Consider the following 14,032-nt stretch of genomic DNA (forward strand, 5'->3'; position numbering starts at 1 on the left):
GGTCTTGCGGTGCCTGAACTAACGATCCAGTTCCTGGATCAGGGTGTAGGCCTGTGGCCAGGGGCCGAAGCCCGCAGCCGGGTTGAGATGACCGACGGCGCCGACGTTGCGCAGTTCGGCGCCCCAGCCCTGGGCCATGCGTTGCACGGCCTGGAGGCTGGCCAGGTGATCATTGGTGCTGGCGGCTACCAGGCTGCGAAACGGCAGCGGGCCATTGGGTAGCGGGTCCCAGCCTTGGGTGCGCAAGGTTTCGGGGGACGGATAGCCTTGCGGCCAGGCGGCATCGAGGTCCGGTGGTGCGACCAACAGGGCGCCCTTGATCGCGCGGGTGTGGCGGGCGGCCCAGTGCGCAACCATCAGCACACCGGCACTGTGGGCCACCAGGATCACCGGCCCGTCGATCTGCTCCAGCGCGTGCTGGATCGCCTCGACGCGCTTGGCGCAGTCCAGTTTGTCGGTGGTCAGTGGGGGAACGCTGCGCACCTTGCAAAGTTGCTCGGCAAGCAACGTTTGCCAATGCTCGGCAACGTGGTCGCGCAAGCCCGGTACGATCAAAACGGTTGCGGCAGTCTGCAGTTTATCCACTTCAACACCTACGCTTTCTCGATGACTCGACTGGCTCTATCGCCAGAAGCTTTTTGTAGTGCTGACATTAAAGAGCGCCTACCCCCGACGCTTTTCATTGGACGTCAGTGACTTTTCTTTTGATGACAAATTTGCCGCCAGGGCGACGGCACGACCGTTGGTCACAAAACTCGACAGATGCGCGCCAGGCCACTGTAATCAAGGGGTGGACGCCGATGGCGGGTGTCAGCGTACCTGCCCCGGGGCACAATCGGCGGCAGACTATTGCTGACTTCAAAACTGTTCAATTGATCAGGTGCTGGATATAGTCGCCCCGCTCGCTTCCATCGCAATCGGCTCAGGAAAGACTTCCGCATGACCAAGCTTGTTCGCGCCGCCGTCTTGACCAACTACCTGGAAGTCACCCAGTACCTAGGGTTCAACCCACGCGATGTGATGGCCGGGGTCGGCCTCAGCCGCGCCCAGTTGCTCGCCCCGGAACAGCGCATCCCGATCGATGCCGCCGTGCGCCTGCTGGAAGACTCGGCTGCGGCCAGTGGCTGCCAGAGCTTCGGCCTGAGCATGGCCGAGTCGCGCCAGCTTTCGGACTTCGGCGTGGTCAGCCTGCTGCTCAGCCACCAGCGGACCTTGCGCGATGCCCTGCAAGTGGTGGTGCACTATCGCCACCTGATGAACGATTCGCTGGCGATTTTCATCGAAGAAGCCGGCAAGATGGTGCTCATTCGCGAAGAAGTGGTCACCGAGACACCCATGCCTTCGCGCCAGGCCACCGAGCTGGCGATCGGGGTGATGTTCCGCCTGTGCGCCGCCCTGCTGGGCAGCCATTGGCACCCCTACAGCGTCAACTTCACCCACCAGCCTCCCGACAACCTGCAACTGCATCGGCGGCTGTTCGGCTGCACCCTGGAGTTCGGCAGCGAGTTCAACGGAATTGTGTGTTCCGACGCCAGCCTCGACATGACCAACCCCCATGCCGACCCGGCCATGGCCCGCTACGCCCAGAGCTACCTCGATTCGTTGCTGAGCCACGAGGGCGCCTCGATGTTGTTCGAGGTGCGCAAGGCGATCTATCTGTTGCTACCCATGGGCCGCGCGACCATCGAGCAGATCGCCCAGACCCAGGGCATGAACGTACGCACCCTGCAGCGCCGGCTCAAGGAAGATGGCTGCGCCTTCAACGACCTGATCAACGAGGTCCGGCGCGACCTGGTGCTGCGTTACCTGGACAACCCGAACTACTCCCTGGGACGCATCGCCGACATGCTCGGCTACTCCATGGCCAGTTCCTTCACCCGCTGGTTCATCACCCAATTCGGCATGCCCCCGGCGGCATGGCGCAGCGCGCAAAAGCAGGGCAACAAACTGCCGACCGACCTCCCCGGAGAACTGTAGGCGCCGGCACGGGCTGAGTACGCTCTGGACCGTCATCGCGGGCAAGCACACTCCCACAGGTATGAGCCCCCGTGGGAGCGGGCTTGCCCGCGATGGGGCCAGCACAGCCAACATAGTTGGATATCTGGGCAAAAAAAAACGGCGACCGCTGGCACAGTCACCGCCGAAAAAACCGACGCTTGTGGCACCGGTCGAGAGCTTTGCGCAGGCGTTACAACCCCCAGTGCAGCAACAACAGCACCAACACCACCAGGAACACCGTCTCCCCCACCATCAGCAGGATCGGCTTGATCCCCACCGCAGCCAGCTCCTTGAGCTGGGTCTTCATCCCCAGGGCGCTGATGGACACCACCAGGCACCAGCGTGACAGTTCATTGACCGTGCCCTGCACCACCGGGGCGACCCAGCCGGTGCTGTTGATACAGGCCAGCAACAGGAAGCCCACGGCAAACCAGGGCAACAACGGCGGGCGCTTGCCCGTGGGGTCGGCGCCTTGCATGCGGGTGACCATGGCCGCACAGACGATCACCGGCAGGAGCATGGCCACGCGCATCAACTTGATCACCGTGGCGGTATCCCCCGTCTCGGTCGACATGCTGTAGCCGGCCCCTACCACCTGGGCGACATCGTGGATGGTTGCCCCCAGGAACACCCCGGCCACTTGCGGCGACAACTCCAGCCAATTGGCGATCATCGGGTACAGGATCATCGCCAGGGTCGACAACGCCGAGACGCCGATCACCGTGAACAGCGTGGCCCGTTCTTTCTGCGGGTGGTTGGGCAAGGCCGCCGCCAGCGCCAGGGCCGCCGAGGCGCCGCAGATTGCGGTGGCGCCACCGGTGAGCATGCCGAACAGGCGCTGGAACCCCAGGGCCTTGGCGGCGATTACCGAGACACCGATGGTCACCACCACCAGAATCACCACCAGGGCCACCGGTTTCCAGCCCAGCGCGGCAATCTGTTCCAGGGTGATGCGCATGCCCAGCAAGGCCACGCCAATGCGCAACACGGTACGGGCGGTGAACTCGATACCGGCCTTGCAGGTTCCTTCACCCGCAAGAAAGTTCAGGGCCATGCCCAGCAGCAAGGCAAACAGCATGACCGGCGCACCGTAGTGCTCGGACAGGAACGACGCCGCCGCGGCGACGATCAGGCTGACCACAAATCCCGGCGCCAGCTCGCGGGTGCGGCTATGAATACGGGTAAGGGCGATGGCGCTCATGGCGCGGACTCCTCGCAAGGGAAAACGATGAATGCCCGGCCGTCGATGACCTCGACCGGATACTGGGCCACCTTGAGTGCGGTGGAATTGAGCAGGTAGCCCGTGCGCAGATCGAAGCGCAGGCCGTGGGCGCAGCATTGAATCACCCGCCCCTCAAGGCGCCCGCCACACAACGACGCGCCCTGATGGGGACAGCTGTCGTCAATCACCAGCAGCTCGCCGTCGACGTTGAACAGCGCCAGGCTTTTACCCTCCAGTTCCAGCAGTGCGCGAGCGCCTGCCTGCGGGAATTTTCCGGCAGGCACAGGGACCCGCCGGCTCATGCCGGCTGCCGCTCACGCGCGCTTTCCAGCAGGGCTTCGTGCATCGCGCCCAGCAGGGCTTCGGCCGGCTGCGCGCCAACCACCGTCAGTCGGCCATCGAACTGAAAACACGGCACACCGCTGGCGGCGCCGGCGCCATTGCCGACAAACGCCTGGCCATCGCCACGCAGACAGTCCTCGACCGCCGCGGCCTCGAATCCGCAGTCCTGGGCGATGGCCAGCAGGGTCTGCCGGCATCCCAGGTCATCACCCTGCTGGAAGTAGGCGCCATAAAAGCGCTCCAGCAAGGCATCACGCTGCGCTGGCGAGCCCAGTTGACTGGCCCGTTCCAGCAAACGGTGGGCATCGGCGGTATTGGGCATGGTCGCGATGCGGCTGAAATCGATGTCCACCCCCACCGCCTCCGCCGCCTGCTTGACCTGGGCCTGGCGTTGGCTGACGGCTTCGGCACTGCCCAGGCGGTGGCTGTAGAACTCGGCGAAGGGCTGCCCGCCGACCGGCATGTGGGGCAACAGTTGCACGCCGTGCCACTGAACAATGACTTGCACCTCGGGTTGCTGGCTGAGCAGCAGCGCCCGGGCCCGCTCCAGCTGGCGCTTGCCGATCAGGCACCAGGGGCAGATGAAATCGAAAAACACATCAATCTGTAAACGAGCACTCACACTTTCACCTCTACAACCGCATGGCCAACCGAATCGTCGACCTGTTCGCCCTGAAGCCGGGCAATATCCTTGTGGTAGTGACACTTGGCGTAAAAGAACACCGCCGCCGCCGCGATGCTCACCAGTGGCACCAGTTGAAACGCCGCTTGCAGGCCGATCACATCCGACACCTTGCCGGTGATGAATGGCCCCGGGGCCAGGCCGAGCAAGTTGTTGGCCAGGGTCAATGTGGCAAAGGCCGTACCATGCACCGAGTAATGGGTCAGGTTGGCAACCATGGCCCCGGCAGGACCGGTCGTCCCGGCCGCAATCAGCATCCCCAGGCAGATCAGCAGCAACTGGGCAGGACCCGGCGGCAAGGCGAACGCCGCCGACAGCAGCAGGCAACTGCCCAGGCAATAGGCGATGGCCAGGGACACCTTGCGTTGCGCCGATTGCCGGCACAGGCGATCGCTGAGCATGCCGCACAGGATCATCCCGGCGCCGCTGCACAACACGATGATCGCCGCGACGCCACCGGCCTTGTCGGTGGCCATGTCGTAGTAACGGTTGAGGTAGCTGGGCATCCACACAATCACCGTGCCGCCGACGAACAATTGCAAGCCACTGCCGATATAGGCAGCAATCACCGACGGGCTGGAGCACAGGGTACGCAGCGGCCGCTTGACCGCCGCGGCGACCTTGTTCGCTGCCTGGTTGGCCCGTTGTGGCGCAATGCGTGCCTCCTTGACGATGATCGGGTACAGCACCGCCAGCACCAGGCCAAACAACGCCATGCCGGCAAACGACCAGCGCCAGCCCAGCTTGGCCGCAATGGCACCGCCCAGGGCCATGCCCAGCACCGAACCAAACATGCCGCCGGCCATGAACGCACTGGCCAGGGTGGCACGCAGGTGCTTGGGAAACACCGAGATCACCACGGCGATCCCCACGCTGCCGTAGGCCGCCTCGCCCACGCCCACCATGAAGCGGGCAATGAACATCTGCTGATAGTCCTGGGCCAACGCGCAACCCAGGGTTGCCAGGCTCCACAACAGCGCCATCAACGCCAGGCTCTTGACCCGACCGAAGCGGTCCGCCATCAGCGACAATGGGAATGTCAGCAAGCCGACCATCAGCGCCACAATACCGCTGAGTAGCCCCAACTGGCCGTCACTCAGGGCCCACTCGCCCTTGAGCATCGGGAAGACCGCGTTAAGCACCTGGCGCGACATGTAATCGGAAATCAACAGGCCGAACGTCAGGGCAAAGACGATCCAGGCATATTTGCGCGCAACACCGACACCACTGGCGTCGTCATCGTCTGCGGCAATGGGATGAAAGGCCATTCAGCCTCCTCGAAACATTGTTGTAATTGTTGTTATCGAGCTTGTAGCAACGCAGCGCGGGGGAAGCCTTGGACTTCCCCCGCGTCAACGATCAGCCGCGTTGCGGCACACCTTTCTCGCCCACCTTGCGGTTGGGGGCCATGCCATTGGCCAACAGGGTTTCTTCAATACTCTGGTACTGCACACCGATGCGGTAGATCTCGCGGGCCTCTTTGCCGCTGGCGATCTCGCGCCCCAGCTCATGAGCGATGCGCACGGTCTGCTGAATCTGCGCAACCGAGCTGAAACGATCACCCTTGTGATCAATGATAGTGTCTTCATTGCCCACGCGCGGGTGCAGCCCCATCGCCATCGACATGGTGTTGAACGGCATGACGTTCTTGAGTAGCGATTCGGAAGTCAGGGTGCAACCGTCCGGCGCGCGGTGGATGAAGTTGAAGAAGTTGAATGGATTCGGGCCGTCAAAGCCGCCGCCGATGCCGATCCAGGTCAGGTTCAACGGCCCCATGTAGATACCCCTGCGCACCAGGCGCTCCAGGGATTCCAGGGCGTGCATGCCGGTCAGCTGGAAGTGCGGCTGCACACCGGCGGCGGTCAGGCGGCGCAAGTGTTCGGCAACCCAGGCCGGGCCGGCCGGTACGGTCATTTCGCTGTACGCGGCCTGGATGCCCGGGTTGGCCAGGGAAGTGCCCTCCAGGTACTCCGGATACAGCAGTTCCATAATGTTCATCTGGGTGGTGTTGATCGCCACCGTGACCTGGTCGGGCTTGGGCGTCAGTTCAGCCAGCATGTGCCGGGTGTCGTCCGACAGCCACTTGGCCGCCTCGCCATCGCTTTCCGGGGCGAAGGAAATCGAGCCGCCGACCTGGATGATCATGTCCGGCACGGCTTCCCGTACGCCGGCAATCAGTTCGTTGAACTTGGACAGGCGCTTGGAACCCTTGCCGTCCAGTTCACGCACATGCATGTGCAGGACCGTGGCACCTGCCTCATAGCAATCGACCGCTTTCTGCACCTGTTCATCCATGGTCAGGGGGATGTCTTCCGGGAAGTCTTCGGGCATCCACTCCGGGCCGTAAGGGGCCACGGTGATGACCACCTTCTCCATGGTTTCCGGGTGCAGGGAATCGTCAAAAAATTGCATGAGTTACTCCTTTTATTATGGTTGTTCGCGCACCCGGGATCGTGCCGGGCAGCGCTTGTACGAGTGCGAATGCCGTTGCGGTGTTTCAGTAAGTCTTGTCGCCGATGATCCCGGCCCGCTCCATCTTGCGATGGCACGGTGGGTAGTCCATGACGGCGTAATGCTGGGTGCTGCGGTTGTCCCAGATCGCGATGCTGTTGGGCTGCCAGCGCCAGCGCACCTGGAACTCGGGGATATGGGCCTGGCTGATCAGGTAACGCAGCAGTTCGCTGGCTCCCGGGTTGGCGTCCTGGCCGAAACGCACCCGATCCGGGGTGTGGTAGTTGCTGAAGTGGGTGGTAAAGGCGTTGACGAACAGCACCTTTTCCAAGGTTTCCGGATGGGTCCGTACGACCGGGTGCTCGGCATCGGGGTACATAGCCTTGAGCGCCAGGCGTTTTTCGATGGGCATGGCGGCACCGAAACTCGCTTCGATACTGTGGCGTGCACGCAGCCCGGCAATCTTCAGCTTCACGTCTTCTGGCAGCCGCGCGTAGGCCTCCACCATGTTCGCCCACATGGTGTCGCCCCCCACCGGCGGGCACTCCACGCAGCGCAACACGCACCCCATGGGAGGGGCTTCACGCCAGGTGGCGTCGGTGTGCCAGGCATTTTCGTAACGGTCCATCGGCTGGTCGGGATTCTTGTAGATGCGCACCAGGCCCGGGTGGTCCGGGTCGCTGCCGGCCACCGGGTGGTCCTCCAGCTCGCCGAAACGGCGGGCGAAGGCCACGTGCTCGGCGCGGCTGATGTCCTGATTGCGCAGGAACACCACCCGATGCTTGAGCAACTGGGCACGAATCTCGGCAAAAAGACCGTCGTCGTGGACCGCATCGGCGAGGTTCACGCCGATCAGTTCCGCGCCGATGTTGCAGGTCAATTGTTCGACTCTCATGGCAGGCGGCCCCCTTAGATGACGAAAATCGACGAGCCCGTGGTCTTGCGTGACTCCAGGTCCCGATGGGCCTGGACGGCGTCCTGCAAGGCGTAGTGCTGGTTGATCTCGATCTTGATCTTGCCGCTGCCGACCAGGTCGAACAGCTCACCGGCCAGGGCGGCCTTCTCTGCCGGGTCCGAGATGTAGTCCGCCAGCGCCGGACGGGTCATGAACAACGAGCCCTTGATCGCCAGCAGCACTGGGTCGAATGGCGGGATCGGCCCCGAAGCGGTACCGACGCACACCAGGAGGCCACGGCGCTTGAGGGAATCGAGGGAGCCCATGAATGTGTTTTTGCCAACGCTGTCGAACACCACGTTGACCCCTACCCCATCGGTCAATTCACGCACCCGCAGGGCAACGTCTTCGTGGCTGTAGTTGATCACGTGGTCGCAACCGTGAGCGCGGGCGACTTCGGCCTTGGCCTCGGTCGACACCGTACCGATCACGGTCAGGCCCAGCAGCTTGGCCCATTGCGAAACGATCAGGCCCACGCCACCGGCGGCGGCGTGCAGCAGAATGCTGTCACCGGGTTTGAAATCGTAGATGCGGCGCATCAGGTACGACGCCGTCAGGCCACGCATGGTCATCGCGGCTGCGGTTTCGAAGCTGATGGTTTCCGGCAGCTTGATCAGCGGCGCGGCCGGGATCAGGCGCTCGGTGCTGTAGGCCCCCAGGGTGTTGAGAAAGCCGGTGTAGGTGACACGATCGCCAACCTGGACGTTGGTGACGCCTTCACCAATAGCCTGGACCACCCCGGAAGCTTCCACGCCCATACCATTGGGCATCGGGATCGGGTAGGTGCCGTTGCGAAAGTAGGTGTCGGCATAGTTCAGGCCGACCGCCACATGACGAAGACGAACCTGGCCGGGACCGGGTTCGCCGACTTCGACCTCTTCATAGCGAAGGACTTCGGGACCACCGGTTTCGTAAAAGCGGACGGCTCTGGCCATGTTTTCTTATTCTCCATTGCAAGATTGGCGTGCGGCATCGAATTGTGCTGATTGGACTGTAGGACTCAGCCTGCGGCACCGCTTCTCATCAGACGACAATGGCTTTTCATTTCGTGACAACCGAGCGCGCCTGATCAGGCAAATCTCTACGCACCGATAAACACCGGCACTCGTCACTCCAGCATGGCGCGGGTGCCTTCGGCAAAGTCGGCACTGATCATCTGCCACTCCTGCTCCGAGGCTTCGCGGTCTACAGCCTGGCGGGTGGTTGCGGCGCTGCGCCGAGGGCATTTTCAGAGGGTTTTATTAACGTGGTACGTACCATGTATTTACGTACCAGATTCATTCAATACACAGCTACCTAAATCGCTGTTTATAAGATGGAATAATTGAGCGTTATCGCATCTTAAATCTATTTTCGCCGGTAAAACCCGGCAGCCTCGCTGTACTGCGCCGTAGACAACGTCAGGAGGTGTGAGAATCGCCGGTCTCGACAGAGGCTGCTGCGCAGGCTCCCGACGCAGGTAGCAGGCGAATCTCCACACGGCGGTTGGCGGCCCGTCCAGCCTCGGTCCGGTCACTGGCAAGTGGATGGTTCGCCCCATACCCCTGAACCGCCAGGCAACTGTCCGGGATGTCGCCCAAACGTTGCATCCAGCTACGCACGGCCGATGCCCGGGCTTGTGACAATTGCAGGTTGTGCTCGGCACTGCCCGTGGCGTCACTGTGCCCGATGATCACGATCAGCCAGTCAGGCCGAGGTTTGAACACCTCCAGGGCCTTTAGCAGTGAGTTGCTCGCTTCAGGCTTGAGCTCAGCGCTACCGGCATCGAACAAGCCTTGCAGACGCAATGGTTCTAGCCTGGGTTGTGCCTGATGGCTGTTGTTGACCCAGTAATATCGGCCTTCACTGTCAGCCGCCAGGCGCCAGCCACTGTTCCAGGCCAACCCGCACGCCAGGAGGAGCGTGGCGACCAGTGCCAGTAGCCAAGGCGTGCGTCGAGTACGGCGGGGTTCCCGGCTCGGTAGTGCCGGTGGCTGGCTCAGGATCACCACTGGCAAGCGTCGCTCCGGTTCCGCCTGGGGCATCCAGATCCCGTACGGCGTCGGGTCGGGCAATACGTTGCGTTGCAGGCGCTGCATCAGGTTATGCACCTGCTGACGCAGTGTCTGCAAGGTCACCAGAGGCGCCGACACCTGGTGTTCCAGGCGTTGCACGAGGCGCGCCAGTTGCCCATCCAAATCAACCAGTGCAGGCAAGTCTCGGGTATCGAGTACCAGACTGCGCAGCAATGGCGGCAACTGACTGAACAGCCAGGCGAGAATATCCAGGCGGGCCGCCGCCATTGGCGGCCACAGGTTCAGCCACTGCTCTGACAGCGTCGCTACCAGTTCAAGGCCTTGTCCCATGCCTTCCAGGCCATGGCGATGGCTTCGGGCCAAGGCAAAGGCGGCGACGGTTTGCAGTTCCGCGCCGTTCTTTTGAAATAGCGTCAGGCACAACTGCTCGACCAGCGCCCAGTCCACATCGGGGCGCGCCGGATGGCTGAGCTTGGCCAGTTCATCGCGCAGCACCAGGAACTCGGCAAAACCGCGCGGATCGTTGCCCACGCGCACATGCATTTCAAACAACCCGGTCATCGGAGGTCCTTATGGTTGGAGGTATCACACCAGTGACTGCTGGCGCTTCAAGTGGCGCACCAGCACCTTGCCTTCGGGGGCCAGGGTGGTGCCGAAGGCGACCCGCGCGCCGCCCTTGAGTTGCAGGTCAAGGGCATAGTCCAGATGGCCGGGTAACACCTGCGGCAACAGTTCAATGTTCAACGCGGCCAGGCGAGGTTCGTACTTGAGCAGCGTAGCGGCCGTGGTCCGTATCAGTTCCTGCGCGGTGGCCGGCAGCCCCTGCAGGATCAGCCCCATGTCCGGCAGACCGTAGTCCGGCAGATGGTCCAGAGTGCCGGCGCGGCTGTTGAGGATGCGTTGCAGGTTGTCGAGTACCGACAGGATCGCTTGGTCCTCTTCGTTGACGCGCTGCAGATCCAGCTCGCCATCGAAGTTCTGCAGGAGTATTTCGTAGAGCGAAGGTGGGTTAGCCATGCCTCAGTCCTTCGCCAGCGGACGCAGGCTCAGCCGGTTGTCCGCCAGTTCGATGACCCGGGCTCGGTCCGGATCCAGATCGTCACGCCTCAGGACCAGGCGCCAGGTCGCGGCCTGTGTATCCGGCTCGCGAAATAGCGCGGCCACTGCGATAAATTGCGCGTCTTTATCCAGCGCCACGCTCAATTGCGCGCCCTCCCCGGGCTTTACCACCAGAGCCTGTTCATGCAGCAGGTCGGCCTGCAGCGCGCGGGTCCCCTCGTCAACCAGCGCGGCGTAGGTCGTGCGGTCCAGCGCATCACGGCTGCGCAATTGGTAGACGCGCACCAGGGTTGATGTTGCCAGCGCATTCATTTCATCCGCTGCGGTGTTGATCGACGCGCGAGCAGTGAAGTCCAGGTGCAGGGTTTTCACTTGTTTGTAGAAAATTGCCCGCGCGGTGGCGCTGCTGGTATCCGATATCGCCTGGGTCATTGCGCAACCGCTCAGCGACGCACCCAGCGCCACCAGCATCAATGCATTAAACAGGGTACGCGACATGCTGTGCCTCTCTGAGTTTGGGGTTGATGTGCAGGCCTTGATATCGACCCAAGTTGATCGTGATGCTCGCGTGCTGCGCAGCGGCCTTGGCCGAACTGCCCAGCCCCAGCATGGCGGTCTTGCCCAGCAGCACTTCGGCGCTGCCAAGTAGTGGCGGTGGCAGGCTGCGCACCGGTAACGACAACTGCAGGCGTGCGGTGCACCGCCAACCCAGGTAGACCCGCAGCAACACCAACAGGTCGCTGTGCAAGCGGCCGCCCGGCAACCAGCCCCGGGCCTGGACTGCATCGTCGGTAAACAGCGCCAGGTGCATCTGGCTATTGACGTCTTGCCCGGCACGCCCCAGTGGCGTGCCCTGGGACAGACACACCGGACGGCCTGCACATAGACTGGCCGGCTGGACCAACGGCACTTTCTGCGGCCAATGCGGCGTCACGCGGGCCTGGGTATCGGGTGCCAGCAGTTTGACCAGGGCGACTACGCCTTCAGCGTTGCGGGTTGGCAGCCGCATGACACTGAGCAGCGCCAGGAAGCGTGAAATGGGGGTGGCGATCTGTTGCGCGGTACCGGGAATCCCTAACCCGATCAGGCCCAGCAGGCATTGCGAAGTGGCATCGCTGCCGCCGCTTTCGAACGTCGCTGGGTAGGAGTACTTGCGCCAGATGCGGTAGAACTGGGTAAAGATCCGGTGGTTGAAGATGTCGAGGAAGGCTTCCAGCGCCTCATGCCCCTCCCGTCGCTGGGCAATGTCGTCGAGAAAACTCGTCGGCATTGGCGAGTCGACACCGTACAGGCCCAGTAGGCGGGTGCGGACCGTCGCCGGGCCATTAGGATCGGTCGCGCAAGGTTCGATGGCCTTGAGCTCACTGGCGGGGAATCCCATGCCAGGGTCCGGGCGAAAGCGCACCGGGTCATCCGCCGGCCGTGTGGTGCTGCCCAGCGGCGGGTGATTGGGCAGTGCTTGCTCCAGCAACTGACAGAAGCGGTACAAATTGGCCTCGGCTACCTGCCCCCGCAATGCTTCCAGCAGACCGGAGGCTTTCAGCCGGGAATACGCTGACTGTGGTTCTCGTTCCATCGCAGGCACTTTCCAGTAGGTTGCAGGATCAGCGTGAGCTGGTTGAACAAATGAATATCGGCATACACGGCAAAAAATCGGTGCAGCATTTCGCCGAACAGGCTGATGTCGCCCTCACCGCAAAAACCATTGGCATCCAGGGTGACTTCGATATCCACCCCACGCAGCAGGAAGCCTTTTTCGAAACGCTGGATCAGGTGGTGGCGGACTTCGATGATGGCCGCCAGACGCCGCCGATTCAGCTCACTTCCCGTCCAGTCGTACAGCGCCAGAGTGCCGCGCAGCACTTCGGCGCTGTCGAGCATGGGTAGGAAATTGGAGCCCAGGTGACTGAGCACGCGCCAATGAAAACGATCACGGTTCGGCGGGTAGCACGGCATGGTCGGCGCACACAGATTGCGCACCCGCAGACCGACTTGGGTCGATTGCACCAGGGTATCGAGGGAGGTACTTTGCAAGGCCTTGCGCGGCAACTGCCCGTGGGTGCCGGTCAGGCGCAATGACAAGCTCTCGCGATTTTCCAGTTGATCGGCGTCGAAACCTTCGCCGCCAAGAATCAGCCAGGTGTCATGCCGGCCGTTGGCGCCGCGTTTCAAGCGCGTATGGAAATAGCGCTCCGGGGCTTCGTCACGCAGCATGCCACCCTTGTGCCGAAAGCTGCTGAAAGGTACGTAGTCGTGGCGGGCACCCTGCCGGGTGGACGAGACCCGATCCACTGAGTAAATCTCGGTGTGACCGTCCTGCAATCGCATTGGCCGCAGCAGGTAATCGGTTTGCAAGGGCGCCAGATTCAGCGGATCGGCTTCCAGCGCAAACAGGTTGATCACCGGCACCGCATGCAAGCGCAGGTGTTCGGCGCTCAGGGCAAACGCCTGCGGCCAGGCTTCACGCAGTACCACCTCGAGTTCGAAGCCACTGGTACCGGGAGGAACGTGCACGTGCTCGAGACCACAGAGCGTGACGAACATGAACTTCTCGCGAAAGGTGAAATATTCCAGCAGCAACTGATAACCGCTGAAGGCGCTGTCGCCCTTGGGCCACAAGCGATCCTCGTCGGCGAAGCCCTTGGCCGCGAAGTGCCCGTCCAATGCCTCGCGTTCTGCGCCGGGCCAACGCACATACAGCGCCTGAGCGTTCAGGGTCAGTGCCTGGTGCAGCGCGCTGGCCAGCGGCGCGTCGGCATTGAGGTACAGCGGCAAGCGACTGAGGTCGACCTGGCTCCAGTCCGCCAAGGCACCACAGGCAAAACCCAGGCGCAGCACCGAACGTCCGTCCGGTTCGTACGCCAGACGCAGGGATTGCAGGGCCAATGGCTGCAGCGTCAGGTCTTCGGTGGTGGTGTAGCTGCAGCGGGTACGCTGTGGCCCGATGGGTTGCGACAGCACGCCAAACCCCTTGGCGAGCACTTCGCTGCCCTTCATCTGTGCATACTCCGGGAGCAGTCTCGACGACCGACAACGAGGGAATCGTGCGCAGGTAATGCGGCCACAGCAGGCTGACCAGTCCCTCCGTCAACTCCGGCAGGTCATCGTCGAGCTTTTCCCTGAGCCGCCCCATAAGGAAAGCAAAACCCTCGAACAGTCGTTCCACGTAAGGGTCTTGTGCCCCTGGTTTGTCGAGGTTGAGTTGGGCCGCCCGGTCCGGGAAGGCCTGCGCGAACTCCTTGCCCGCTTCGCGCAAGTAGCGCATCTCGGCGTCGAAGTAACGCAATGTCAGATTTTCCATGTGTTGA

At 62.6% G+C, this 14,032-nt stretch carries 13 protein-coding genes and 1 pseudogene; 1 reads left to right on the top strand and 13 read right to left on the bottom strand.

The window, feature by feature from the left end; genetic code table 11:
• Nucleotides 1–18 precede the first annotated feature (18 nt).
• Nucleotides 19–585 carry an RBBP9/YdeN family alpha/beta hydrolase gene (locus Q1W70_RS23705; protein ID WP_166590973.1) on the bottom strand — a complete coding sequence of 189 codons (567 nt, stop codon included), beginning with the start codon at nucleotides 583–585 and terminating at the stop codon, nucleotides 19–21.
• A gap of 354 nt (nucleotides 586–939) precedes the next feature.
• Here Q1W70_RS23705 and Q1W70_RS23710 point away from each other — a divergent pair, with 354 nt between their 5' ends.
• Complete coding sequence (locus tag Q1W70_RS23710; RefSeq protein WP_166590972.1) at nucleotides 940–1,977, top strand: AraC family transcriptional regulator; 1,038 nt, start codon at nucleotides 940–942, stop codon at nucleotides 1,975–1,977.
• 211 nt (nucleotides 1,978–2,188) lie between these two features.
• Here Q1W70_RS23710 and Q1W70_RS23715 read toward each other — a convergent pair whose 3' ends face one another.
• From Q1W70_RS23715 to tssF, 12 genes and pseudogenes are all read right to left on the bottom strand, one after another.
• Nucleotides 2,189–3,199, bottom strand: coding sequence for a YeiH family protein (locus Q1W70_RS23715; protein WP_166590971.1), 1,011 nt, complete (start codon nucleotides 3,197–3,199; stop codon nucleotides 2,189–2,191).
• Nucleotides 3,196–3,522 (bottom strand): Rieske (2Fe-2S) protein, encoded by a 327-nt coding sequence (locus Q1W70_RS23720; RefSeq protein WP_166590970.1) that lies wholly within the window; start codon nucleotides 3,520–3,522, stop codon nucleotides 3,196–3,198. Before Q1W70_RS23720 ends, Q1W70_RS23715 begins: the two co-directional genes overlap by 4 nt.
• A complete protein-coding gene (locus Q1W70_RS23725; protein ID WP_302098135.1) occupies nucleotides 3,519–4,184 on the bottom strand; it encodes a DsbA family oxidoreductase in 666 nt (221 codons plus the stop codon). Before Q1W70_RS23725 ends, Q1W70_RS23720 begins: the two co-directional genes overlap by 4 nt.
• The gene (locus Q1W70_RS23730; protein WP_166590968.1) at nucleotides 4,181–5,512 is read right to left on the bottom strand and encodes an MFS transporter; all 1,332 of its coding nucleotides are present in this window, start codon (nucleotides 5,510–5,512) and stop codon (nucleotides 4,181–4,183) included. Before Q1W70_RS23730 ends, Q1W70_RS23725 begins: the two co-directional genes overlap by 4 nt.
• Before the next feature lie 91 nt (nucleotides 5,513–5,603).
• Nucleotides 5,604–6,656, bottom strand: coding sequence for a beta-keto acid cleavage family enzyme (locus tag Q1W70_RS23735; protein WP_166590967.1), 1,053 nt, complete (start codon nucleotides 6,654–6,656; stop codon nucleotides 5,604–5,606).
• A gap of 85 nt (nucleotides 6,657–6,741) precedes the next feature.
• On the bottom strand, nucleotides 6,742–7,590 hold the full coding sequence (locus Q1W70_RS23740) for a TauD/TfdA dioxygenase family protein (protein WP_166590966.1): 849 nt from the start codon (nucleotides 7,588–7,590) through the stop codon (nucleotides 6,742–6,744).
• Between the two features lie 14 nt (nucleotides 7,591–7,604).
• Nucleotides 7,605–8,585 carry a quinone oxidoreductase family protein gene (locus Q1W70_RS23745; RefSeq protein ID WP_166590965.1) on the bottom strand — a complete coding sequence of 327 codons (981 nt, stop codon included), beginning with the start codon at nucleotides 8,583–8,585 and terminating at the stop codon, nucleotides 7,605–7,607.
• 465 nt (nucleotides 8,586–9,050) lie between these two features.
• Nucleotides 9,051–10,226, bottom strand: coding sequence for an OmpA family protein (locus tag Q1W70_RS23750; protein WP_185817980.1), 1,176 nt, complete (start codon nucleotides 10,224–10,226; stop codon nucleotides 9,051–9,053).
• Nucleotides 10,227–10,250: 24 nt separating this feature from the next.
• Entirely contained in the window at nucleotides 10,251–10,682 is a 432-nt protein-coding gene (tssE, locus tag Q1W70_RS23755) for a type VI secretion system baseplate subunit TssE (protein WP_265537746.1), read from the bottom strand.
• Nucleotides 10,683–10,685: 3 nt separating this feature from the next.
• Nucleotides 10,686–11,222: a type VI secretion system lipoprotein TssJ gene (gene tssJ / locus Q1W70_RS23760; RefSeq protein ID WP_265537745.1), complete on the bottom strand. Its 537-nt coding sequence runs from the start codon at nucleotides 11,220–11,222 to the stop codon at nucleotides 10,686–10,688.
• Entirely contained in the window at nucleotides 11,203–12,300 is a 1,098-nt protein-coding gene (gene tssG / locus Q1W70_RS23765) for a type VI secretion system baseplate subunit TssG (protein ID WP_265537744.1), read from the bottom strand. Before tssG ends, tssJ begins: the two co-directional genes overlap by 20 nt.
• Nucleotides 12,264–14,025 (bottom strand): annotated as a pseudogene (gene tssF / locus Q1W70_RS23770) (type VI secretion system baseplate subunit TssF). The gene tssG and the pseudogene tssF overlap by 37 nt, the downstream one beginning before the upstream one ends.
• Between the last annotated feature and the right edge of the window lie 7 nt (nucleotides 14,026–14,032).

Origin of the sequence: Pseudomonas kielensis (assembly GCF_030505375.1) — a bacterium.
Classification (GTDB): Bacteria; Pseudomonadota; Gammaproteobacteria; order Pseudomonadales; family Pseudomonadaceae; genus Aquipseudomonas; species Aquipseudomonas kielensis.

Bases quoted from the DNA above. Each gene is read 5' to 3' on its own strand.
- Q1W70_RS23710 (WP_166590972.1), top strand. From the start codon at position 940: ATGACCAAGCTTGTTCGCGCCGCCGTCTTGACCAACTACCTGGAAGTC.
- Q1W70_RS23715 (WP_166590971.1), bottom strand. From the start codon at position 3,199: ATGAGCGCCATCGCCCTTACCCGTATTCATAGCCGCACCCGCGAGCTG.
- Q1W70_RS23720 (WP_166590970.1), bottom strand. From the start codon at position 3,522: ATGAGCCGGCGGGTCCCTGTGCCTGCCGGAAAATTCCCGCAGGCAGGC.
- Q1W70_RS23730 (WP_166590968.1), bottom strand. From the start codon at position 5,512: ATGGCCTTTCATCCCATTGCCGCAGACGATGACGACGCCAGTGGTGTC.
- Q1W70_RS23735 (WP_166590967.1), bottom strand. From the start codon at position 6,656: ATGCAATTTTTTGACGATTCCCTGCACCCGGAAACCATGGAGAAGGTG.
- Q1W70_RS23740 (WP_166590966.1), bottom strand. From the start codon at position 7,590: ATGAGAGTCGAACAATTGACCTGCAACATCGGCGCGGAACTGATCGGC.
- Q1W70_RS23745 (WP_166590965.1), bottom strand. From the start codon at position 8,585: ATGGCCAGAGCCGTCCGCTTTTACGAAACCGGTGGTCCCGAAGTCCTT.
- Q1W70_RS23750 (WP_185817980.1), bottom strand. From the start codon at position 10,226: ATGACCGGGTTGTTTGAAATGCATGTGCGCGTGGGCAACGATCCGCGC.
- tssE (WP_265537746.1), bottom strand. From the start codon at position 10,682: ATGGCTAACCCACCTTCGCTCTACGAAATACTCCTGCAGAACTTCGAT.
- tssJ (WP_265537745.1), bottom strand. From the start codon at position 11,222: ATGTCGCGTACCCTGTTTAATGCATTGATGCTGGTGGCGCTGGGTGCG.
- tssG (WP_265537744.1), bottom strand. From the start codon at position 12,300: ATGGAACGAGAACCACAGTCAGCGTATTCCCGGCTGAAAGCCTCCGGT.